This is a genomic window from Bacillus cereus group sp. BfR-BA-01356 (assembly GCF_022663635.1).
Classification (GTDB): Bacteria; Bacillota; Bacilli; order Bacillales; family Bacillaceae_G; genus Bacillus_A; species Bacillus_A cereus.
On sequence record NZ_JAKUFX010000098.1, the window covers coordinates 1 to 22409 of the forward strand.

A 22409-nucleotide genomic window follows, 5' to 3' on the forward strand; every position below is an offset into this window, starting at 1 on the left:
GCACGGTGTGGGGCGGGGGAAAAAGTAGAGATAACTTCAAAGCTTTACCTATCGCGACCCGTAAGGGTTAGTAGCTACCCCAGCCCTCTCGGGCTAGGATGCTACACATTTGTTCGGCCGTTTAAAGAATTCCCTGCTCAATCTCGTAAATATAAAGTAATTCTAACAATTGCTAGCCAAACACTATCTCAATTAGCTCTCGACTTCACAGAGCAATACATGTTTACCTTACTAGGCTCATTCCGTAATAAAATGATATTTGGAGATGTAACACCATATGATGCAAAAATCTTTTCAGATATGTTTGGTGAAAAAGAAGAATTTAAAGAGGCAGAATCTGAACAAGGTATTTCACCTATGCAAGACAATCCTGTTAGTCGATTAGGATCAACCTATCAGAAAGCAAAAGAAGTTGTTATGTCACCAGGAGATATTATGGGACAAGGTGCATTCATCTGTGCAGCTCGTATTGTACAAGATAATCATGTGCAACCTGTCCAACAAATTACGAGTAACTTTGTACCTAAAGAAGAATTCGCGCATGCACTAATACAGGTAGAGGAGCGAACAGGCCAATATTGGGAAAATGAACGTCTTCGTCTTATTAATGAATCTATTGCAAAAGCAAATCCTATGAAGCATGTAGACGCAGAGAACATGAAGAAATTACAACCTTTGCCGCCTATACAAGAGGATGAGATCAAACAGAATAGCTCTATAGAAATAAACGAAGAACAACAACACATTGTATCATTGGATGATTATAAGGAACACAAGTCCCAAGATGAAATTCTATCTAATGATCCTGCAACTATGAACCACCAGATAGATATTGATGATGGGGCTGAAAATAAGTTGTATGAAGAAATTAAGGAATTTATTATTGAATCACAACAAATCTCACCTTCTCATCTGCAAAGAAAATTCAGGATTGGCTATATGAAGGCTATGCAATATATTGAGAAGTTAGAACAAAATCTAGTTGTAAGTTCTTACACAGGCGATGGTCCTCGTAAAGTTTTAATTTCAAATCATAATAGTCAGCCCGAATTAGCAAAAGGTCCCACTGTTAATGCTACTCATTCATTAGATAAAAATTCAGAGAATACTATCTCACAAGGGGTAGCGATTCCAATCGAAGACAGCGTGGCTGCGGAAAAGAAGAAAAACAAATTTAAAGATATTTTATGTAATGATGGAGCAGACTTTGTGAAACAACCAGGAGATAGCGAAATACCGGTAGTAGAAGAAATGCCAATAGAACGTGTGAGTCATGATATAAAAAATGCAGTAGCGGAAGAAATTATTGAGGAAAGTATAGATATAGAATTACCTCATATGGAAGATTGCCATGATATAAATATGGAGGTAGCAGAACTGAACAAAGAATTATCTATTACTATGCTAGAGCAAGACTGGAATAAGGATTCCATCATTCATTCCGGGATTCCCAATGATCTTGAACCACTACTAGAAGAATTCCCATCTGATGGACTTCCCGTTCCAATTATAGAGACTGCGGAAACAAATATAGAATCTACTTCAATTTCAGCTACAGCAACAGAGTCAGACGAAACACATGTAGAAATCAATACGATTCCAATTACTGAAACGCTTAATTATACAGAAGAAAATAAACTTGATGAAGATGTAGCAAGAGTTTACGAATCTATTAGTATTACAGTTCATGAAAACTTAGAAAAAAATAAGGAAGACCATTCGAGAAATGATGAAAAGCAACCTGAACATAAGCGTATGAGTTACAAAGAACGCCAAGAGCGCTTAAAATCCCAGCAAAAAAATAAAAATAATACTACGCAGCCAACGCTTAATAAAATTGAGAAACCAAAGCAAAAAACATCAAACGCAATGAGTAAAGAATTGAATAATTTCTTTGATTAATAGTTTTTAAACCTCAAATTAAATCTAGTGGAACTACATTCTAGATTTTGATTTGAGGTTGGTAAATATACAAAAAGTAGCAGAATACGGTTAGAAAAACTATTCTAGATTTTCTTATAAGAGATAACTGCATACTTTAAATTTAAAAAGGCATAGTTTCAAATATGAGACTATGTTTTTTTATTGAGAATTCTAATTATATATTTTAAAATCACTACATATAAATTTTTTTATAATTCCTTAAATAAATTGAATCGGGTGAACATAAGTGATGAAAAATGAATATATAAAAGTGATGGCAATAGAACAGATGTATCTATCAGCAATGTGCTTAATACTAGTGGGAAATGAAAAGAGTAAATTCTCGACTGAACAATCATTAGAAATAACTGAAATAATGGAGGTTTCTAGTAATGAATTTTCATCTATTGTAAAGCTTTTTCAAAAAAATGAGCAGCGTATTACAAAAGAATTAGAACAAGGGCCAGCCAATTTTAGTGCGGTAAAGGAAAAGGAATTCGAAATAGAAACATCCGCTGCCTCAACACTTGTATTATTATTAAGCAGACTAGAGGAAACCTTAGCAAGTTTGTTTGATGTACTCACTAAGTTTGATTCTAATCTCCCCAAAGAATTAGACCTGTCTAATTCTTGCATGAATGAGTACCTTAATTTCTTTGAGAAATATATAGATAATAGAGAAAAAAATTTCATTATCGGAACAAGGAATCACCAGTTACTTACTTTTTGGCAGAGATTAAGAGATAATATTGTACATAGAAATAATAAGTATGATAGAGATATCTTACAACTTGGTAGAAAACTAAAAATAAGCATTTCCTATGATCTAATAAAAAATAAGTTCAAAATTCAAATGAGAGATGTAATATTATTGGCTGAACTTTGTGCTTTGATTTTAGAGAAATGTATTATTAATGGATTATGTAGATATTTTGGCATTGATGAATGGGCAGTTAAAAATCTTAGAATGCGTAGTGAAAACGCACGTGTAAATCGAGAATTACAATTATCGCATTTTTAATTAATGCACATTAAGGATGGGGTTGCTATGACTGCTATAATTAGAATCCCCAAAATCCACTTGTAATCAATCTAAAATTATTCTTGCATTTGAGTAAAAATACCATTATATTTATATTAACAACTATATAAATAAATCATATTTTACGTGAAGGACACACCTTACGTACCATCCCAACGGTACAGGTGTGTCCTTTTTTACGTTCTAGGAGGAAAAATGTAATGGCAGAAGACAAAACAAACACTCAAACTGTAGAAGAACTTGGAATGGTTTTTGAATCAGAGAATCCACACGGTGACACACTGTTAGAATCAAATTTTAATCACTTCGAGCGAGTACGTGAACATGAATTAGAAGAATTGGCCCGCATGAAACGTGAACGCACTGTAGGGAAAGGTTTAATTACAGTCGTATCTGAAAAACTATTCCCGACTAAAAACGGAAAGTCTGAGCGTATACAAGTGCTTACAATGCAGATTGGTACTCATACAACAGCATATTGTCCAATTACAGAGGCAGGTATAAACGTTCCTAAAAACCCTCAATGGTTAGTGGGTAGAACAAAGCCTGTTATTATTGAACACTTCCAAAAAACAGAAGAAGGGAACTTTGCCGTTGTATCTATCACGGCAGGGGAGTTAGCACTTCAAAAAAGATTATATGAAGAAGTAACAGCGCAAGAAGGAAATAAGGTATACACAGGAACCGTATCAGGTCATATCCCATCTGCACAAACTGTCTTAGTTGAAATTCATGGCGTAACAGTTGGGGTAAGGTACTCACACTGGTCTTATTCATTCGTTCGTCCGGAGGATATCGTCATTGGTGATGTAGTAGAACTTATCATCGATAAAGTAGTGGAAAAAGATGGCCGTTATGAATTTAGAGGAAATAAAAAGAAACTAGAAACAGATCCAATTGAAAAACTGTTAGAACTAAAGAAACGCCGTGATCGCTTTGTAGGTAAAATAGTAGGGGTAGATGCTATTGCTGGGATCTTCGTAGAGGTTGCACCAGGTATTCAGTTTAAAGGACTTAAGAGCCGTAATCTTGCCAATCCAACTATAGAAGATGCAAAAAATCAAACGATTGTTACATGTGAGCTGCTTAATATCGACGCCAAAAATAGAAAAGGAACAGTGCGTATCCTAAATTATCCGCAGGGACAAAGTAAAAAATCTAATTCGTCAATTTTCCAATTTTAATGGATGACTATGTGTACAATAGAGAAACAATTGTCTACTTATGTCCCTTCTATTCCTCATTTATCAAGTGAGGATGTACAGGGACTTCAAATATATCGAATACATGAACTGGATAAATCGTATGTATTCCATTCTTTTGACGAATTGGTTAAGTTTAAGCAGCGTTTAACAGAAGAACAGTATGCCATACTTGCTTTCATTGGTGTTCATACATCCGTTCGATTTAATCATTTATTATATTTATTCAAGGATAGATATTCACGTAAGAAAATAAATGATGTACTTCAAGGATTACTTTACTATCGTCTAATTGAAAAATGGCAAGTTGAGAATTTTGATATGGAGATCTTTGAAGAAACATATACGTTATCCGATAATGGTTATAAGCTATTAAAATACTGGCAAGGAAATATGTTTTTCTTTGCTCCAGAGCGAATTGATAATCACGGTAAATATGTTCACCTACGTTATTGGCATGATATAGATCTGCTTTGCCATCTACGCTATGCTCCATCCTTTTTAGGGCATATTATGCATCCATCCATTAGTAAAGGGGTTTTTACCCCTCCTTTAAGTTTTTCAGTGCAAGTGGGAGTAAATCAAGAGTTTAATTTTGTTGTCTACTCCACCCTATTAACAGATAAAAAGGATCGCTTGAAAAAGATTATTGCTAGATGGAAAGATTTCGTAGAGTCAGGTAAAGATATTATCATGAGGGGGTTGGGGAATAACCCTACAATTTTAGTTGTTTATGTTTCTACTATTCAGCAAGCACAGCGTATTAATAAAGAACTGTTATTAGATTTAATTCCTGGTAGAGTTTTATTATGTATAGGGGAGACCTTACATGTACAAGGATTACAACATGCATTCTATCAGCCTCTTGCAGAAGGGGAGATTAAGCAATTAAATACAAAGTTATTTACAACAAACTAAGCCATCCTTATAAGCACTTAAGGTTGGCTTTTTTACCTTTATTCAGGGAGATATTAGAAATCTCAGGGTGCATAATTCAAATAATTTTAATGGCATTTATAATCAAAAAGATTTTCTTTAAGTATCTTTTTTGTAGATTTAAAAGGAATGAAATACTCAAAAATAATATGCTAAAGTTAATTATCCTATATCTGCCCCTATACAAATTAAGGATTTTACGAAATAATATTCTTTGACACCTTTATACAAAATAACAATATATACAAATATAACCATTTGTGTGAAGGAATATATTTGAAAGGGGTAAAGCATTGCTACGTATACAACGAGGGTACATGTATGATCCAGATGATAATGAGGTCATTGTGAACGAAATTTTCTACAACGCTGCATCCGAACAAAAGTTAGGAAGCAAAATGAGTGTGTTTGCTGCAGAAAAACTACCTACTTCTATTTTTAAAAATGTTCAAGAAAGTGAAAGTATGTCCTATATGGAAAGTATGGAAGTAGACGAACAAACCATTCCAGAAATACTTTGTTATTTAGACCAGAAGCAAAAGCCAGAAAAACTTTATTTTGAATTGCAGTACATGAAGTAACGCCAAGAACTGAAAATAAGAAGGGAGTTATAAACGTAGAAACAGAGGTATTATTATATGGTACATAAAACCACTACATATAATTTTCCTTCTTATTTTTGTTTGCTTAAAAACAATTGAATATGATATAAAAATAGATTAATATATAACTATATTTATTGTTTAATTGATTCCGTTTATTCCCACACCTTTTTTGTGTTGTGGTTGAGTTGTAGAAGCAAGTTGCGTCTTGTTTCATTTATGAAAGGGCTTCTTTGAGCCGATTAGTGTATATATAGCTTATTTTGCTATGCACATTTTTAATCGACTTGAAGAAGCCCTTTTTGTGTTGTCTTCAAGTTTGGAGTTATTGTATAGCCAGCACTTTAGGCAATTATTTTATTACTTAGGGGGAAACATCATGAAAAAATCACAAAGAAAATTGCAAAATGATGCTCATTTACATGACATTATTGAAGAAATTAAAGAACTAGCTAACCCTTTATGGATCAGTTCTGTATCAATGCTGCAAGCGCACAATAAAAACTTCAATACGAAAGCTACGACATTTAAAGATATTACTATTTCTGATTTAAGGGACTTGAAAGTAAGCTTAAGTCTCATTTACGCAGCAAGGAATATCAGTCATACAAGTATAGAAGTGTTGAATCAGCGCTTATCCATTCAATCGGGAAAGAATATTACTTCCTATGAGGATTGGCTGCTTCATGAAAATAGAGGGATTATTTGTGAAATGATTGATGAATTTCGAAAGAAAGAGAGGATTCACCCAGATTCGAAATACCAATTAATGTAGGGGGATTATTATGACGAATATGGAAAGTTTACAAGCCGAATTTCCATTTGAACAATTAGGTTGGAAGATTACACATACATTCGAAAGCAACGGGCGTTTTTTCGCGTATGTAGCTCCATTTGTTGACGCACGCGCCATTCAGGACCGATTTGATGAAGTCTTTGGTATTGATAAATGGCAAGTGTCTTATGAAAAATGGGGTGAGAAAGCAACGAAATGTACCATTTCAGTGTTTTTGAATGAACGTTGGATATCAAAAGAGGATGGCAGTGAAGAATCTGATTACAATGCTGTAAAAGGTGGATTTTCCAATAGCTTAAAAAGGGCAGCAGTCCTTTGGGGCGTGGGAAGATATTTATATAATATAAAACCACATAAAGTAGAGCTTACTACACATAGTAAGGGTAAAAATGATATCTATGTTTCTTATCAAAAGAAAGGGTATTATTTCACACCACCTACCATGTTACAGCAAAAGAATAAACAAGGTTGTTCACAGAAAGAACCATCAAATGCCCAACCAAGTCTAGGGTTATTAATTCGAGACATGCAACAGCTAGTTAAACCGTTAGGAATTACATCTAGGGATGTTTTGCTTGCCTATAATCACAATCATAATGCACAGGCTAGAACATTCGAAGATACAACGACTGGTGGATTAGAGGATATTATAACTCGTTTGCAGTGGATTCATGAGGCCATAAATATTAGCCATGGGAATGAAAAACAGCTTAGCCGCTGGTTATCTACCTATATATCCGGCGATATTACGTCCTTTAGAGAGTGGTTACTTCATGATCATACAGAAGCCATTCACCAACTCATAGAACAGTTAAAAAAACAACAAAGCGCGTAAAGCTTTGTTTTATAGCAGGAAGAGGAATGAACAGGATATGAGGTCTGTTCTTTTTTTATTACTTTTTTGGAGGGATTTACTATGAATTTTAAAATTAACCGTACTTTATTTATTGAAAAATTAGAGAAAGCTAGCGCTACTGTAGACATTAAAAGCCCAATGCCAGCATTACAAGGTGTTTTATTAGAGTGTAATTCAAAAGGAATGATTCTAATGGGTTCAGACGGTACAGAGACGGTAACATTAGTGACACGCTTTAACGTAAACAGTGGGGATTGTACTGAACCGGGGAAGGTGCTTTTTGCGGCCGCTCCGGTTCTTAAAACGATTAAGAAATTCAAAAGTGAATTCATCGGTTTAGAGCATACAAACAATGAGCTGAAAATCGTAGAAAATACGAAGAAACAATTTAGCTTTTGTACCATGGATCATGAAGAATATCCTGAAATTAAAATCGAATCAGGAGAAGACTGGATAACGATGACACAAGAGCAATTTGCAAAAATTGCTAGTAGAACCTTACATGCTATTGCAGTATCAGATACACGAAAGATTTTAACGGGTTTAAATTTAAAATCCATGGAAGGTGAGCTATCATGTACTGCTACTGATTCGTATCGTTTAGCGAGGTTACGTTTTGAACGTACGCATATTCCTGCTGCTAAAGATGGTGAAGTCATCTTACCAAGTAAATCCCTTAAAACGGCGTTAAAACTATTTAATAGAGAATCTAAATTAGAAATGAAATTGATTAGTGACACGCAACTTCTTATAAGAGGGGAGAGCATTATCTATCAATCTCGATTATTAGCCGGAATATATCCTGATACATCAAGGATGATACCCGATTACTCAGATATCTATGTAACTGTAGAACGTAGCGAGTTACAAAATACATTAGAACAGCTGTCGGCATTCTCGACATTAGTAATGTTTACTTCAGAAGGAACAAAATCTTTAAGAATTGAACAAAAAAACTCACAAGTAGGAACTGCGAGTGTGGAAATTCCATGCGATCAAGAAGAGACATTTACGTTTGCTTGTAATGTGGAATATCTGCTACAAGCACTACAGACAATACCGTCTGAAGCAATCACGATAAAAATAATTAATAACCAGAGACCTATTGTGATAGTGGGAGCAGATGACAAAACTAACTCTAATCTGCAGTTAATTCTACCGGTTCGTGTGTAAGGGGGCATCCAAATGAGTATGAATCACAGTGACTTCTTTGACTTATTACAGTCAAAAGAAGTCCTTCTTAATAATCAAGAACTTCGTCAATCCTTTGAATCGATTATAAATGGATTTATTGCGAATGAAATGCCTGATTTAGAAAACATACCATTAGAACATATAGATGAATTTGAAAAGCAATTTGAGCAGCTACGACATTATGTCACGTTTTATAGTGGTAATTCATTTCGTATAAATGGTCCAGATTGTGAATTAAAAGAAATGCTACATTTACATCTTTTCACTGAACAACTAGAAGATGTAGAAAAGCAGGGGCTAGAAGATGAAATATTTATTTAATCAAGGAAATGAGATGAAAGTATACATTCGGATACTACGCATACAAAAATTAATTCGCAAATATAACATCCCATTCTTAATCAATATCAATGATTTTCACAGGGACAAGTTGCATATCACAAGTGAACTATTATTCGAATCGCTTGCGCGTTTTAATGAGCAAACACGTATATTTTGTCACTTTGCCTTTGGAACTGAAGAAGACCTGTTAGATGGGACGTTATTTAGCTCAGAAGACATGTATTCGAATTTCGCTTCGGATATTAGTTCTATGGCTGCGGAAGGATGTTACTTCGATACAGCTGGTTACTATTTATGTATAGGCTCGGAACATATAACACAATCTGATTTTCAATTCGTGTTACATGAATTTTCTTTTAACACCTATCAAAGTGAAGCGTATCCCAGCCATATTTTGATTGAATTTCTAGAGGATGGTTATGAACAGTACTCATTTGATGAATGGGTACTTTCTTATTATGAAATTATAATCCGTCTTGCGGCAATGATTCGAGAAAAGACGAAGGGGAACCAGGTATGAAATTATTATTTACATACAATCACCAGAAAGTAAGAAAGTATCTACTTTCGTTAAAAATACAAAAGGATGCTCACTTACTGCATGACTTACTTGCAGATAAGAAACATGAAGAAGAAATCTACATATTAGATTGTTTAGAGCACTCAAGAGAAATAGACTTCAGCAAGATTTCAGAACAATCCATTCAACAAGTAATGGCTGCCGTTTCTTATTTAGAGGAAGACTCCAATTTCCCAATTGATTTAATTGATTCGAAAACTTTACTTGAAATAATTATGCTTGCGGAAAACTCTTTAGATACTGATCTTTCCTGCTTCTATACATCGCAATTGTATCTTATGGAGTTATTTATGCGTATGTATAGATTAGGAATTCCCGTATCAGCTTATTTCCCGACGTATTTAGAACAAGATAATTTCGAAGAATACGATTGTGAGGATTCATTTAAAAGCTGGGGTGATGACTTAATTCAAGATATGAAATTACATCACGAAGAGGTAGATAGCGACGATAAAGATACTCTAATCAAATATTCGAATCTATTTCATATATCCATGGATGAATTAAACAACATTGTTGATAATGCATGGAGTCCAATTGGTGAGATATTTTCCAATATAAATATAAAGGATCAAAGTTTCTTTCGTTCAATCCAAAATCAGTTTGATATACGTATGCTTTACCAAGCTGAAGAGGAAAAAATCTATCTTTTCTATGATGATGACACATACTTTCCAGCAATCAAACGAATTGAAATGTTACTTTGTATCTTTGAAGAGATACAGATGGTTAGTAAGAGGAATGTATAAATTAACAAACCTTTAGAGGTGATATTATAATGCGAAAATTATTTAGTTCTGAAACGCATATATCAGTTCCATACTACTTGCTATGGATGAAGTTAAATAAAACTTATAGCATTGTAAATCTGGAACACATTAAACAAAAATACCAAGAGGAAATATATATATTAGAAAGCCTTTCAAAAGATATAGAGATAGATTTCAGCAAAATCTCTCATGAGGCAATCGGTAAGATCCTAACTTGTGTGGACTTTTTAGATACGAATCAAACATTAAGTTGGAGGGACATAGAATCCACGGATACGATTGTTATCTTCTTACTTTCCATGAACCTATTACATATAAATCTATCTTGCTTTTACCCGTGTCAATTTCATTACTTACATTACTTTAAAAGGATGCATTCGCTTTCGAGTAATGTAACACAGTATTCTCCCGTGTACTTGGATCAAGAGAATATTTATGAATTAGACCATGAAGAAGAATTTGTGGAATTGGGAACGGACATGATCGAAGAGATGGGCTTAGAAGTCTTTCCTATTGAAGAAGAAGAGTATGAAACGCTCTCTACACTATTCGACATACCATTAAATGAAATAAAGAAAGTAGCAGAGGAAACATGGGGTGCTATAGCTGAAACAATAGATGGCATATCACCGAATCATAAAGAAAAAATATCTAAATTACTAGATTGTTATCCGGTGCAGTATTCTTACCAAATTGATGAAGAATCTCTTTATCTCTATTATGGCGAGGAACCTTTATACGGACCATATAAATTTGAGATGTTACTAGATTTATTGGAAACAATCTTTAAGCAGGGGGAAACAACACATGAAGACAGTAGCAATATTTGATGCTTTAGAGCCAAAAGGAATTGTAACCATCCAGCAATTTAACAACGAATTATCGCGTGGAGAAACTGCCGTTACTTTTAAAGATTTTTATTTAGCTTTAAAAGAAGTGATGGAGCAAGGTACACAAGATAATACACATTACTCTAGTGGCGTACTCCCAAAAGGTTGTATAAAACACGAGGTGTTATCTAAGAGTGGTGATAAACAAGCTGTTTGGATTGAAGTACCAAAGGCTCAGTGGGATATTCATTTTTTTGAACGGCCGTTTCAACAAGTAGGCTTTCCACGTCTATTATTTCGTTATACGGTGTATCAAAAACGAGTTACGAATATCTCTGTCTTTGCTGTAAAAGAAGATATGGAGTTAGAAGAAGGAATGAAATTATATCAATTTCCTTACTCTAATGTTCATGCTAGTGGATCTGTATGTACGGGTAGAGTTGTAATACCTGAATTCCGGACTTTAAAAGATCTAGAAACATTTCACGTTCTATTCTTTGCAAGTTCATTCAACCATGACCTTACATATACTCATACGGAACCAGTAGGAGAGTTATTTAAACGATTTGAAAACCAAAGGTTTGATGATTCTATTCTAATAGAATCGGAAATTACTTTTTAATAAATAGCAGGATTATATATAAGCAAACATACTAGGAGGATTTTTAATATGAATAACTTATTCGATTTTTTTGATATGGAAAAACAAATAGAGGAAACAACAGTACCAGTGAAAAAAGCTGCTTCAGAGCAAGCCACTGCTAAAAAAGTAGAGAAAAAGGAAAAAGCAAAAGATAAGACAAAGAATAGTAAGAAAGCTAAGGCTGCAAAAGCTACAGATTGTCTAGATAAAATCAATACAACAACGGTTGTTCGTCACGTGGTATTTGGAGATATATCGTTAGTAGATTGGTTTACAGAGGAAGAAATTACACATGGAATCGCTGTTCAAAATGGAGATTCTACAGATGTAAGGAAAATAGAAGCAGAGGACATTCGCGTAAAATTAGAGCAACGTTATCCCTCATTTGTTAAAGGCTTAACTGTCATTAAATTTGATGAGGATACAAATGCACTACTTCCGATTTTAACTGTCGGCGCAAAAGGAGCAAGTACTGTAGAGGGACAATCCATTTCAGATTGTCCTTTTTCTTTTTTAAGTACTTGGCGTGATCACTTTTTACCTGGGGATTTCATTCCGAGGACCCTATTAATGGACTTTATTATTATTGCACAGGCCATTTCTCGTAAATGTGATTGCGAATTGCATGCTGATATCTATTTCAATAAAGAGCGTGGTTATTTTATGGACTTTCCACGACAGCAGGTAGCAACTGAAATTGTAATCCCAGAAACGAATATAGAGATGCAGTCTATCGCTATGAAGGTTATGGAGATACACAGTCATCATTGTTTCTCTGCTGAACCAAGTGATTTAGATGATCAAAGTGAACGGGCTCCTATTCTTTATGCAATTATCGGCAGAATAGAAGCTGTTTTCCCTGAACTGCGTGTACGCACTTGTCTAGATGGGGAATTTTATTCTATTAACCCTAACTTTATATTTGCAGGAGAATATGCAGCGAAAGGGATAAGCCAAAATTACGATTTAAGTAGGATTACACTTTTAAAATAAATATACAAGGGGGCGTAAAAGAGACATATTTTAATGTCTCTTTCTTTATTATGACAACATTAAAAACAATTCACATTTCAATGTTTACAAAGATAAAAAATTACATGTTAGTTCTTAAACAAAATGAACGTGTTTTAGAGGAACCAATTCATGATTATAAACTATTTCAATTTATGTGCCAGTTAGAGATGAATAACATACATAAAGTATTAGAAGGACACGGAAAAGATACCCATATTGATATAAACATGCATCAAGAATATATAGATACGCTTGTTGTGCAGTTGAATTTACTTCAATATGTTTTAGACATTGTACAAGAGGAAGGAGTCGTCCATGCTGCATCGATACTATTGAAGCATTCATTTGACTTGTATACCGTGCATCGGATTACAAATTTATCGATTCCATTTCTACGAAATTTAGAGAATACACTATCAAAAGAAAAATAGGGGGCTATAAAAATGAGTATTGTTATTGATATTGCAGAAGGAAAGAAGATTGTACCGCATATTGTATTAGTAGGTGCTGGAGGAAATGGTGGATTAATTTTACAGCATATTGCTCAAATGATGAGTATTTTCCAATTAAACGGTGAAATAGTAGTTGCCGATCCAGATATCATAGAAACTAAAAACCTTGGAAATCAACTCTTTATTCGACCTGATGTTGGTAAATACAAAGCAGAGGTACTGGCTCTTCGATATAAAGCGGGCTATAACGTTCCTATCTCTTCCTATACGTCACAATACATAGAAGACATAGAAACAATGCAACAGTTGTTTGGCAATAAATATGATTTATTAAAGAAACAACATAAAGACGACTACTTGTATCTGCCAATTGTGATTGGAGCAGTAGATAATATGTTTTCTCGTGAAGTCTTCCATCAATTCTTCCATCAATCGGATAATCTTATTTACATCGATGTAGGGAATACAGCTGTAACAGTTCCTAATAATTGGAGAGAAGTAGATAAAAGGCATTGGACACCTCAACAAATGGCCGATTATAAAAGCAGTGGTTATAACGGTCAAGCAGTATGTGGGATTAAACTGAATGGTGAGGTCATTCTTTCTCCGATTGGCGACTTATTTCCAGATGCTTTTACAAAAAAAGAGACAGCACCAAGTCAATTAAGTTGTTCCGAATTAGCTGCTTCAGAACCACAGCGTGTTATTACAAATAAGTTCGCTGCCATGACTGTTGCACAATTCATTAACGAACTCTTTGATGAAGGTACCGTATCAAATCACTATATCATTTTTCAAGCTCAAAAGGCGTTTATGAAAGCTGCACCAATTGGTGAGTAATGATATAGGAGGGGACAAAGTGAGAGTGTATCAATTAGATTCCACTCAATTACAATGTACATTAACACCAACAAACATGTGTGATGGTGTTCTACAATACTACCAATATAAACAGTATACCGTTGTATCTGTACTGGATTTATCAAAGCATGATTCCGAAATGATACCATTGCTTCTGGCTTGTCTAGCAGAGGCTCTGATTCATTTCTATCCGGATTCTTTTTTAGCTAAGGATAAATCTGATCTCTTATATTGGTGTAGAAAGAACTTCAAAGGATTTCATAGTATTTCTGATGATGGATTCTTGCGAGACTTCAAGCAGGTATACGAATGTTATCAAGCATTGCAAAACGTTGGAAAACAAGAAAACAATAAAAAAAAATATATATAATAGCAGGGAGAAGAGAAACGCATGTATAATATACTTAAACGTCAATTTAATTACATTATCCGAGGGGTGATTCGGATTAACGAAGAGGTACAAAGGGAATTGGACCTATTGGTGCAAAAGATTCGTGAAACTGTATCTTCTGTCCAAAAAATCATCCTTTTTGGCTCTCATGCATATGGCACACCAAATGAAGACAGTGATTTTGATCTCTGTATTGTTGTGGAAGGTGTAGGAGAAAGAAAAAGGGAAGTCATTAATCGTATCAATTGGGGGATTTACGATGTAATGGAAACGCCAGTTGATATTTTAGTGTATGGGCCAGAAGAGTTTCAAGAACGTGCTAGCCGTACTGTAACTATGGAACATAAGATTGCACTAGAAGGGACGGTCCTATATGAGAAATATTGAGGATCTAAAAGAGTGGGTATTCATAGCAAAATCCGATTTAGATTCTGCTATTTACTTATCTGATATGAAACCTTTCCCCACTGCAATTATTTGTTATCATAGTCAACAATGTGTGGAGAAACTCCTAAAAGGATTTCTTGCACTAAACGGTAGACCAGTCCCTAAAACTCATAACCTTTTAATGCTGCATAAATTTTGTTGTAGATTAGATGAGGAGTTCTCATTGATTTTAGAACAATGCGTGCAGCTGAATGGTTATGCTACAGACATTCGTTATCCTTATTTTGAAGCCCTTACTGTGCAAGATGGGTTAATAGCTATACAACATGCTCAAAAAGTAATTCGTTTTTATAAAGAGACCTTAAACAAGCTAAATATAAATGAAATCGTAATCGATTAAATATAGAGGAAATACATAAAAGAGAGTGCCTTTAAGGGACTCTCTTTTTCTATCTCAAAAAAAGGAGGAATGCCCCATACATAAAAAATAGAATCTTATTTTTCTATGGGGATAAAAATAAAATGATGGATATATATAAAGAAATTAAAGAGGAAATGAAAAAAGTCTATTTATCTCGCGATTGTTGTTTTGTAGGTTACAGCGGGGGAAAAGATAGTTCTGCTATGTTGACATTGCTATGGGATGCGATTTCCGAGCTGTCGCTAGAAGATCGTACAAAACCTATTCATGTATTAACTTCCGAGGTTGGGGTAGAAACACCTGTTATGACTGCTTATATCTCACGTACATTAAAGAAAATCCAAAAGAGTGCGGATAAGCAAAACCTTCCGTTTATAGTACACAGTGTGAGACCATTAATGAAAGATTCATATTGGTATAAACTACTAGGTAGAGGTGTTCTTCCACCAACAGGAAATAGTAGACTACGATGGTGTACTGATTCCCTTAAAGTTAAACCCATGCAACGTAAGATGAAGGAAATACTAATAGATTCCCAAACTAAAAAAGTAGTAGACTGCTTTGAAGAGTATGATGGAGTCCTTGCGTTGGCCGTTCGTAACGAAGAAAGCGCACGTAGAAGACATAGTATTCAAAAATATGCAGTAAGTAATGAATCTTTATTTTCACGTCACAATGACATGAAAAATATACTCTGCTTTAATCCAGTCAAATTCTTAACCGGTGATGAAGTATGGATGTTGCTTTTAGATAGAGGGATACTGCCTTTTGGTGTGGACGTTGAAGAAATGAGTATACAATACGGACAAGCTATGTTTGAATGCGGCATAAAAACAGGCGGAAAACAACAAGGAAATGCTTGTGGAGCTGCAAATTCGCGTAGTGGCTGTTGGACTTGCCTTATGATGAATGGTGAGGATAAAATGCTAACCCAACTAATAAGCGAAGGATATACAGATTATGCTTATCTACAATCATGGAAAAGCTTCTTACGCTCCATTAGAAACGATATTCGTTATCGGAATGTAATGAATAGGCGAAGTCTGCAAACACTCCTTAAAAACGAAAATAAAGGGGATTCGGACTTGTTTTCAATTCAAAATCATGCTGAATATGATTATATTATGTTTGATCGCACAGAAAAAGGAGACTATGCACCAGGAGGGCTTACGGTAGAAGGTAGAAGAATGCTTTTAGAGTATCTACTTTTTACACAACAAAAGATGAATACAAATCTTATTTCTGAAGAAGAAATTGAGGCAGTGCTGCAAGCCTGGTATGAAACGGATGGAATTAGAGTATACCGAGATGAATTGGAACCTATACACCACGCATATCTAGGTGAATTGGTGTTCAAACCCGATTGTACAATAAATGAGGAAAAAACAACGTCTCCATTTCCCGTATTTTTTGTAGAAATAGATATTCATCTAGGGAAGCAGGAACTATTTCGTTGGATTAAAGAGCGGCAAAGAATTACACAACAAAGCTTTTTCTTCTTTCCTTCAAATTATTCAAATGAAGTTGCAAAGTTAACATGGAACAAGCTAACCTTTGTTGTATCTAGAGTAGATGTAACAGAAGCAAGAGACGCTGAACGAATTGTTCGTCATTGGTTAGGAATGGATATGTACCATGGAAAGAAGAACGAACAACATAAACAAATGCTAATTCAGCTATTAATTCAATCCATGAAGAATGAACAATTGTTTAAAGAAGATGAAAAAGCTAGTACGAAGCTTTTGTATGCTGCAGAGTTTACAAATAGACTGTCTAGATTAATAGAAACAGAGGAAATACTATCCGAAGAGACAAACCATCTCTTTGCAAAAGTACTTAAGGAATTAGGAAACGAGGCATTTCTAATAGATTAATAAATATTAGAAAAATAAATTAATAAAAGACGTGTTCTATAAATAGAATACGTCTTTTTATTTTAGTGTGATTAATACATTCAAGGTAAGCTCATTTTTGATATATTATGTGTTATGTATTGTATTAGGAATCTTTTTCTTGATTCTCATTTTCAATATTTTTTAATGCTACATGTTTGGATTTATTTTTGAAATCTAAATAACTAATATAAGAGAGTAGTTCCTCTTCGAATAATAGAATATCTTCGCATTTTCCGTACAATTTATGAGCCAACTGTGTAACAACTGCTTTTTCATGTTCCACGTTATCTAAAACCTGATGATTAAACAAGTAATCTGTACTAACCAAAAAATAGATTGCAATTTTTTTTACCATATCAAAGTTTGGCTCTTTATTTCCTAACTCCCAGGAAGATATTGCACTTCCTGTTACCCCTAACTCGATACCTAATTTGTGTAGACTAATTCCTTTTAATGTTCTTAAATTCCTAAGGTTCTGCCCAAAAATATTTCCTTTCAATCAAATCAACCTTTCAAATTTTTAATTGACAATTAGTATAGAGTTGAAATAAAGTTACTATATTTTAAAAAAAGTATTCATCAAACTTTATTCTAAGTCTACTTACAGGTCACTGTAAATATTGATAATATCTTTTTAAAGATATTTTAGTTTTGAACCCCATCCTACTTACCAAATCTTTTTCAGTTACTCCTTGCTTAATAAGACGGAGAATAAAAGTGTTCCTCATCTGCTGCGCAGAAATACGCCTTTTTAGTCCCGCTCGTTTCACTTCAAGTCGTATCATCTTTTGTATAGCAACTTCAGACAAAGCTTTTGGCATATCCTTTTCGTATACCCAACGATACGTACCTCGATTAAAATCAAATGCCACAAATAGAGGATTATCTGTGTGTTGTCTAGGTCTTACTGGTTCCGGAATAGTCTTGTAATATTTATAAAGCTGCTGCGTATCTTCCATAGTTAAAAAGACAGACCTAGTTGCTCCATTCTCCCCAGGTACCATTAAGATATTTCTAGCAAACTTTATATGGCTCATATTAAGCGATACAAGCTCATGCAAGGACAACCCATAGTTTACTACTAAATTTATAATACAAACGTTTCTATCCATAATAAGAGGGCGATATTTAGCTTGTCTTTCCGTTAAGCCCTTCGTTGATAGAACAGTTTGTTTTAAAAGCTTTTCTTCCATTTCAGTAATAAAATCATTATCATTTAGTGATTGATCCGGAATTAAAGAGAAATTAATACCATCCAATGGACTAACTATACCTAAAAACATGTGTACCTTCTTCAAAACCACCCATATTCTGTGTCTTGTTTTCTGAGAATATTTACGCTTGTCTTCTAACTCAGAGAAATACGTCTGATAGTCCGCTTCAGAAAGTTCACGCCATGATTTGATATGTAGAAGTTTCTCATTTTCTCTTAGCCACTTATAAAAATCTTTAATATCGTAAGCATAACGTTTAATCGTGGATTGTTTTCGTCCTTTTTCTGTTAAATAAGCAGAAAAGGCTGCTAATGTTTCTTCTAAATTAATGTTTTTGCTCATTATAATCACCTAATTTCTTAGGAATTATTATAACAGAAAATAAGTGAAAGACCTGCTACCGCCCTTTGCTACGCACGGTTGCTGCCATCTCCAAAACGCAAACGGACAAACAACCCTTTGCGTTTTGGAGATGTTGATTATTATCTATAAAGTAAAATAAACAGGGTTATCATAATACTCCAAAAAGGAACTACAAAAACTAATCCCCAAAATATTCCTTTGAAAAATCTAATCTCGTTATAGGTATCTATATCTAAGTAAGTCGTATCTTTAAGTACAGTCATGTTTAATCCTCCAAATATGAATTGTTTACTAAAATGAAAAAAGGACAAACCTCGCCCTGGTAGGGATACGTAGGTTTGTCCTTTAGTATGTGGGTAATGATATGTTTATTTTCCATTATTATAACGTAATTTACAAATATTTTCAATTTGGTCAGACATCTTATTAACAATCATACTAGCTGTATTAAAAATCTATTATAAATATATATCTTATATATTAAAAAGAAATAAAGATAAAACTATTATAGGTATCAAAAATAGGGGAAAGATCTACTCCCACAAGGGAAAATTTGATGTTAGAACGTAAAAAATCATAAATAGTAGAAAATGTATACGGAAATTCAATGATTATTAGACTATCAATTCTACAAAAAAGCATAAAGAGAATTATATATTTCTACATGAAATCGGAAAGAAATTGATACAAATCACTTTATATTTATCCAACTATGGAAATAGGCTTTATTTTCTTTATTTTGTTAAATACAGCAGTATCTAGCGTTCAATTACCCACATTTTATCCAGATTAAGCTTCTAATTGTTAACATTACTCAGTATATACACATAACTCACATTATTATTGATGATTTTTATTAGATAAATACAACGACACTAGTAGTTACAATGATATCAGGAAAATATTATTCACATTCAAGTATATTTTTCCTCATATCCACTATTTTTATTATTTTTCTTCTGATTTTTTGTAGGTATTATGAGATAGGTTTTACTACTTTAAAAGAATACTCCCTAGCACTATGTGGAGAGTTCTATAATGCTAGAAGAGAATTTGTATAGAAGTGCATAAAAAAAGACCTCATTTTACATGAAGTCCTTCTGATTTTGTATTTATAAATAGAGTAGTAGAAAAGGAGTATGAATGAAACAACTACGAATAGCCCTCTAATTTCGATTTTTTCAAAAATAGAGAGCTCGTTACTATTATTTTGTTTCCATTGCGTGTAGCACCTGATCTGGAGCTGTTATTGTTACATCGGCACGTACTAAACGTTCGAAGGTACGCATAAACTCTAGTAAATTAAACTGCTTTGGTAGCTCAATAACGCGAAGTTTTTCTTGTGGCAGCTTATCAATTGCCTCGATAAACCATTCACGAACATCACTTGGAATCGTGCGTTCTTTATGGCCACGAACTTTTAGTTTTTCACGCATTTCAATTTCTAAAGCGATATATGCATGGAGATTCACTCCCTGATCATATGCATATTTTCTAAATAACGTTTCTTCCTGGTATTTTAGATAATTACGGTGATAAGACTCTTCCGTCACTGGTACCGCAAACTTCTGCTTCAGTAGTGCATGCACATTCTTAAACATCTTCTTAATGTTGTGAAGAGAGTACATAGAATAATGTAAACCGAAATTAAAGACAGCTTGCTCACGGTCACTATTTCTCTCTTTTGGTATATGCTGCGCAATAAGAGGGTAGATACCTTCTTTTGCTGCTGTATCGAGAATTTGATATTGAGATGTTTGATGCAATAATTTCTTCAATGTATATACAATTTTCTTTGGATATCCTTCTTTTCGATCAACCATGTCACGTAGTCCGCGAATGACACTGCGAATTTGACGGTGACAAGTATGCTTTAAGACATGAATGAATTTATTCATGTCTGCAGACAGTTCACCGATATTCATCTCTTGTAGGACTGCTTCGATAAATTTCGCTTTTCGAGCATAGGTAGCTTTTGGTGTAAATGGATCCCTATGTTGTTCTTCTCCAGCTTCTTTCGAACATAAGAAGTCTGAATGGATAGACAGATATAATGTCGTATATCGTTTTGTATGCTTTACACCTTTTTGCATTTTACAAATTTTGAATAGGGGATTCCCTGTACATGGTAATGCAGTTGTTAATTCCTCGATAACCGCACGGATTTGATGCGGATATTTTTTATGTAAGAAACAATACATCCCACCGAAGTGAGTTTTGTTTCCTCTTTCATCCTGCTTATCCAAAGAACGCTTTAATGTTGTTTCCGTATGTTGTTGCATCGCAATGTCTAAGAATAGTTTCTTAGCTGCTACAGATAGTTTAAAGAAAGCCTTTGTAAATACAACAGGACTAATATATACGTATGGATTTGCTTTTTCTGTTTCCTCGTTTATAAAATGAGTCAGTTTGATTGTATATCGGCCATCTAAGCCATTTTCAATAGATATAATGTTATGTAAGCTTAACTTTTTCAAAGCGATATAGAATTGAGAATGCTGAATGTATGCAAGCTCTTCTTTATATTGCTTGTAATCTTCCCACATCATATGTATTGTTACATTTGGAATGACACCATTTGTATAGCATTTTTTATGTAAGTACAAGAATACTTCAAGATCTGCATTCGTAATACCGTATAATTTATGTTTTCTTCCGGTTTTTTCTGCAATTGCAGACATTGCGCGACGTGAAAAAGATGGCTTGGCTTTTTCGACAAAGCCTTCTACGTCAGCAATACGTTCTTCGTATGTCATGTGCTGCAGAATATCTTCTAAATATGTATCTTTATAGCTGTAGTATTTCTCCTCAAATGTTTCCACAAACTTTTGCCAAGATTTGAGTGTTACTAGCACAGCATTGGTTGTTTCCCCATTTAAGCTACGTTGATTTCGTATTACAAATGATTTCCCCATCTTTTTCACCTCCGTTCTGCAAATTCAGAAATATATGCCAAAAGACTATAAAATATTCCAATTTTGATTATATCAAAACGAATTTTGTAAAAACGTGCCCTTTAAGAGAGTTTTTAAAAAGAGGAAACACACGCTAACCCCTTGAGCCACAAGGCCTCAAAAAAAAGTTACAAAAAATTTTATGTGCAACTTTTGTGAAAATGTGTTTCCTGTTTCGGTGCTAGAGGAAACATGGAAATCACAATAAACCTTGATTTAATCATATTTTTTACTCATTGTTCTTTAGTTACGCGCACGACTTGAGAAAAATGTTTCCTGTTTTCCGTTTTTTTACGCGCGCGACTTGGGAAAAAAATAGAGTTTATTTATGTTTTGAAAAAACGAAGATACTATAGAACTATTGGTATAAAAGGTTTTTTGGCATGTTTATAAAAAAGTTACGCGCACGACTTGGGAAAAGTGTTTCTTGTTTTGTGTTTTAAGAAGGAATATGTTTCCAAAAAGTAGTGTATTTTGTTGCAGGTGTTTCCTCTTTTTTCGTTATACGCGTAACTTGGGAAAAGTGTTTCCTCTGAAAAAGAAGAAACAATACAAATTGAATCTGAAAAATTAGCAAGGTATGATTAAATATACAGGAGAAAATATTAAGAGAAATTTTTTTAAAACATTTATAAGACCTGCGGTAGTATGTCAACTGAAAAATAATATCTTTTGAAGTTATCAAAGGACAAATTGCTTAAAAAAGACATCACGAAACTAGACCAGTATTTTATGTAAAAT

24 protein-coding genes are annotated in these 22409 nt (G+C 34.0%); 20 read left to right on the plus strand and 4 right to left on the minus strand.

Features of this window, described 5'->3' with window-relative positions:
- The 20 genes from MR168_RS24455 to MR168_RS24550 all read left to right on the plus strand — a co-directional run.
- Positions 1-1902: DNA translocase FtsK (locus MR168_RS24455; protein ID WP_242291560.1), on the plus strand; the 1902-nt coding region annotated here is incomplete at its 5' end.
- 271 nt (positions 1903-2173) lie between these two features.
- A complete protein-coding gene (locus MR168_RS24460; protein ID WP_000787561.1) occupies positions 2174-2944 on the plus strand; it encodes a hypothetical protein in 771 nt (256 codons plus the stop codon).
- Positions 2945-3165: 221 nt separating this feature from the next.
- Positions 3166-4149 carry a hypothetical protein gene (locus MR168_RS24465; RefSeq protein ID WP_000796704.1) on the plus strand — a complete coding sequence of 328 codons (984 nt, stop codon included), beginning with the start codon at positions 3166-3168 and terminating at the stop codon, positions 4147-4149.
- A gap of 9 nt (positions 4150-4158) precedes the next feature.
- The gene (locus MR168_RS24470) at positions 4159-5085 is read left to right on the plus strand and encodes a hypothetical protein (protein WP_103597666.1); all 927 of its coding nucleotides are present in this window, start codon (positions 4159-4161) and stop codon (positions 5083-5085) included.
- A gap of 335 nt (positions 5086-5420) precedes the next feature.
- Entirely contained in the window at positions 5421-5684 is a 264-nt protein-coding gene (locus MR168_RS24475; protein WP_015406617.1) for a hypothetical protein, read from the plus strand.
- Positions 5685-6084: 400 nt separating this feature from the next.
- A complete protein-coding gene (locus tag MR168_RS24480; RefSeq protein WP_000749569.1) occupies positions 6085-6480 on the plus strand; it encodes a hypothetical protein in 396 nt (131 codons plus the stop codon).
- Positions 6481-6490: 10 nt separating this feature from the next.
- Entirely contained in the window at positions 6491-7336 is an 846-nt protein-coding gene (locus MR168_RS24485) for a Rad52/Rad22 family DNA repair protein (RefSeq protein ID WP_000183552.1), read from the plus strand.
- A gap of 81 nt (positions 7337-7417) precedes the next feature.
- Positions 7418-8530, plus strand: a complete 1113-nt coding sequence (gene dnaN / locus MR168_RS24490; protein WP_242291561.1) for a DNA polymerase III subunit beta — start codon at positions 7418-7420, stop codon at positions 8528-8530.
- 12 nt (positions 8531-8542) lie between these two features.
- The gene (locus tag MR168_RS24495) at positions 8543-8872 is read left to right on the plus strand and encodes a hypothetical protein (RefSeq protein ID WP_000062341.1); all 330 of its coding nucleotides are present in this window, start codon (positions 8543-8545) and stop codon (positions 8870-8872) included.
- Positions 8856-9413: a hypothetical protein gene (locus MR168_RS24500; protein WP_000876126.1), complete on the plus strand. Its 558-nt coding sequence runs from the start codon at positions 8856-8858 to the stop codon at positions 9411-9413. Before MR168_RS24495 ends, MR168_RS24500 begins: the two co-directional genes overlap by 17 nt.
- Positions 9410-10222 carry a hypothetical protein gene (locus MR168_RS24505; protein ID WP_000770656.1) on the plus strand — a complete coding sequence of 271 codons (813 nt, stop codon included), beginning with the start codon at positions 9410-9412 and terminating at the stop codon, positions 10220-10222. Before MR168_RS24500 ends, MR168_RS24505 begins: the two co-directional genes overlap by 4 nt.
- Positions 10223-10251: 29 nt before the next feature.
- Entirely contained in the window at positions 10252-11073 is an 822-nt protein-coding gene (locus MR168_RS24510; RefSeq protein ID WP_001228483.1) for a hypothetical protein, read from the plus strand.
- Positions 11051-11695 (plus strand): hypothetical protein, encoded by a 645-nt coding sequence (locus MR168_RS24515; protein ID WP_000859310.1) that lies wholly within the window; start codon positions 11051-11053, stop codon positions 11693-11695. Before MR168_RS24510 ends, MR168_RS24515 begins: the two co-directional genes overlap by 23 nt.
- Before the next feature lie 48 nt (positions 11696-11743).
- On the plus strand, positions 11744-12709 hold the full coding sequence (locus MR168_RS24520; protein WP_001061019.1) for a hypothetical protein: 966 nt from the start codon (positions 11744-11746) through the stop codon (positions 12707-12709).
- 50 nt (positions 12710-12759) lie between these two features.
- Positions 12760-13161 (plus strand): hypothetical protein, encoded by a 402-nt coding sequence (locus MR168_RS24525; protein ID WP_000209412.1) that lies wholly within the window; start codon positions 12760-12762, stop codon positions 13159-13161.
- Positions 13162-13173: 12 nt separating this feature from the next.
- The gene (locus MR168_RS24530) at positions 13174-14022 is read left to right on the plus strand and encodes a ThiF family adenylyltransferase (RefSeq protein ID WP_000029267.1); all 849 of its coding nucleotides are present in this window, start codon (positions 13174-13176) and stop codon (positions 14020-14022) included.
- Between the two features lie 19 nt (positions 14023-14041).
- Positions 14042-14413 (plus strand): hypothetical protein, encoded by a 372-nt coding sequence (locus MR168_RS24535; RefSeq protein ID WP_001267121.1) that lies wholly within the window; start codon positions 14042-14044, stop codon positions 14411-14413.
- Between the two features lie 21 nt (positions 14414-14434).
- A complete protein-coding gene (locus MR168_RS24540) occupies positions 14435-14821 on the plus strand; it encodes a nucleotidyltransferase domain-containing protein (RefSeq protein ID WP_000282361.1) in 387 nt (128 codons plus the stop codon).
- Positions 14808-15221 (plus strand): HEPN domain-containing protein, encoded by a 414-nt coding sequence (locus tag MR168_RS24545; RefSeq protein WP_001244154.1) that lies wholly within the window; start codon positions 14808-14810, stop codon positions 15219-15221. Before MR168_RS24540 ends, MR168_RS24545 begins: the two co-directional genes overlap by 14 nt.
- Positions 15222-15343: 122 nt before the next feature.
- Complete coding sequence (locus MR168_RS24550; RefSeq protein WP_000968739.1) at positions 15344-17116, plus strand: adenine nucleotide alpha hydrolase family protein; 1773 nt, start codon at positions 15344-15346, stop codon at positions 17114-17116.
- A 124-nt stretch (positions 17117-17240) separates the two neighbouring features.
- Here the strand turns inward: MR168_RS24550 and MR168_RS24555 are convergent, their stop codons facing one another.
- The 4 genes from MR168_RS24555 to MR168_RS24570 all read right to left on the minus strand — a co-directional run bounded on the left by MR168_RS24555 (position 17241) and on the right by MR168_RS24570 (position 21629).
- On the minus strand, positions 17241-17636 hold the full coding sequence (locus MR168_RS24555) for a helix-turn-helix domain-containing protein (RefSeq protein WP_000677976.1): 396 nt from the start codon (positions 17634-17636) through the stop codon (positions 17241-17243).
- A gap of 109 nt (positions 17637-17745) precedes the next feature.
- On the minus strand, positions 17746-18693 hold the full coding sequence (locus MR168_RS24560) for a tyrosine-type recombinase/integrase (RefSeq protein ID WP_000041871.1): 948 nt from the start codon (positions 18691-18693) through the stop codon (positions 17746-17748).
- Between the two features lie 140 nt (positions 18694-18833).
- On the minus strand, positions 18834-18977 hold the full coding sequence (locus tag MR168_RS24565) for a hypothetical protein (protein WP_000217299.1): 144 nt from the start codon (positions 18975-18977) through the stop codon (positions 18834-18836).
- 942 nt (positions 18978-19919) lie between these two features.
- A complete protein-coding gene (locus tag MR168_RS24570; RefSeq protein ID WP_242291563.1) occupies positions 19920-21629 on the minus strand; it encodes a hypothetical protein in 1710 nt (569 codons plus the stop codon).
- Positions 21630-22409: the final 780 nt, after the last annotated feature.

Coding starts and splice junctions, on each gene's coding strand:
- MR168_RS24510 (WP_001228483.1), top strand. CDS start 10,252: ATGCGAAAATTATTTAGTTCTGAAACGCATATATCAGTTCCATACTAC.
- MR168_RS24505 (WP_000770656.1), top strand. CDS start 9,410: ATGAAATTATTATTTACATACAATCACCAGAAAGTAAGAAAGTATCTA.
- MR168_RS24465 (WP_000796704.1), top strand. CDS start 3,166: ATGGCAGAAGACAAAACAAACACTCAAACTGTAGAAGAACTTGGAATG.
- MR168_RS24520 (WP_001061019.1), top strand. CDS start 11,744: ATGAATAACTTATTCGATTTTTTTGATATGGAAAAACAAATAGAGGAA.
- MR168_RS24460 (WP_000787561.1), top strand. CDS start 2,174: ATGAAAAATGAATATATAAAAGTGATGGCAATAGAACAGATGTATCTA.
- MR168_RS24565 (WP_000217299.1), bottom strand. CDS start 18,977: ATGACTGTACTTAAAGATACGACTTACTTAGATATAGATACCTATAAC.
- MR168_RS24515 (WP_000859310.1), top strand. CDS start 11,051: ATGAAGACAGTAGCAATATTTGATGCTTTAGAGCCAAAAGGAATTGTA.
- MR168_RS24550 (WP_000968739.1), top strand. CDS start 15,344: ATGATGGATATATATAAAGAAATTAAAGAGGAAATGAAAAAAGTCTAT.
- MR168_RS24475 (WP_015406617.1), top strand. CDS start 5,421: ATGTATGATCCAGATGATAATGAGGTCATTGTGAACGAAATTTTCTAC.
- MR168_RS24545 (WP_001244154.1), top strand. CDS start 14,808: ATGAGAAATATTGAGGATCTAAAAGAGTGGGTATTCATAGCAAAATCC.
- MR168_RS24500 (WP_000876126.1), top strand. CDS start 8,856: ATGAAATATTTATTTAATCAAGGAAATGAGATGAAAGTATACATTCGG.
- MR168_RS24480 (WP_000749569.1), top strand. CDS start 6,085: ATGAAAAAATCACAAAGAAAATTGCAAAATGATGCTCATTTACATGAC.
- MR168_RS24470 (WP_103597666.1), top strand. CDS start 4,159: ATGTGTACAATAGAGAAACAATTGTCTACTTATGTCCCTTCTATTCCT.
- dnaN (WP_242291561.1), top strand. CDS start 7,418: ATGAATTTTAAAATTAACCGTACTTTATTTATTGAAAAATTAGAGAAA.
- MR168_RS24530 (WP_000029267.1), top strand. CDS start 13,174: ATGAGTATTGTTATTGATATTGCAGAAGGAAAGAAGATTGTACCGCAT.
- MR168_RS24570 (WP_242291563.1), bottom strand. CDS start 21,629: ATGGGGAAATCATTTGTAATACGAAATCAACGTAGCTTAAATGGGGAA.
- MR168_RS24540 (WP_000282361.1), top strand. CDS start 14,435: ATGTATAATATACTTAAACGTCAATTTAATTACATTATCCGAGGGGTG.
- MR168_RS24495 (WP_000062341.1), top strand. CDS start 8,543: ATGAGTATGAATCACAGTGACTTCTTTGACTTATTACAGTCAAAAGAA.
- MR168_RS24485 (WP_000183552.1), top strand. CDS start 6,491: ATGACGAATATGGAAAGTTTACAAGCCGAATTTCCATTTGAACAATTA.
- MR168_RS24525 (WP_000209412.1), top strand. CDS start 12,760: ATGACAACATTAAAAACAATTCACATTTCAATGTTTACAAAGATAAAA.
- MR168_RS24560 (WP_000041871.1), bottom strand. CDS start 18,693: ATGAGCAAAAACATTAATTTAGAAGAAACATTAGCAGCCTTTTCTGCT.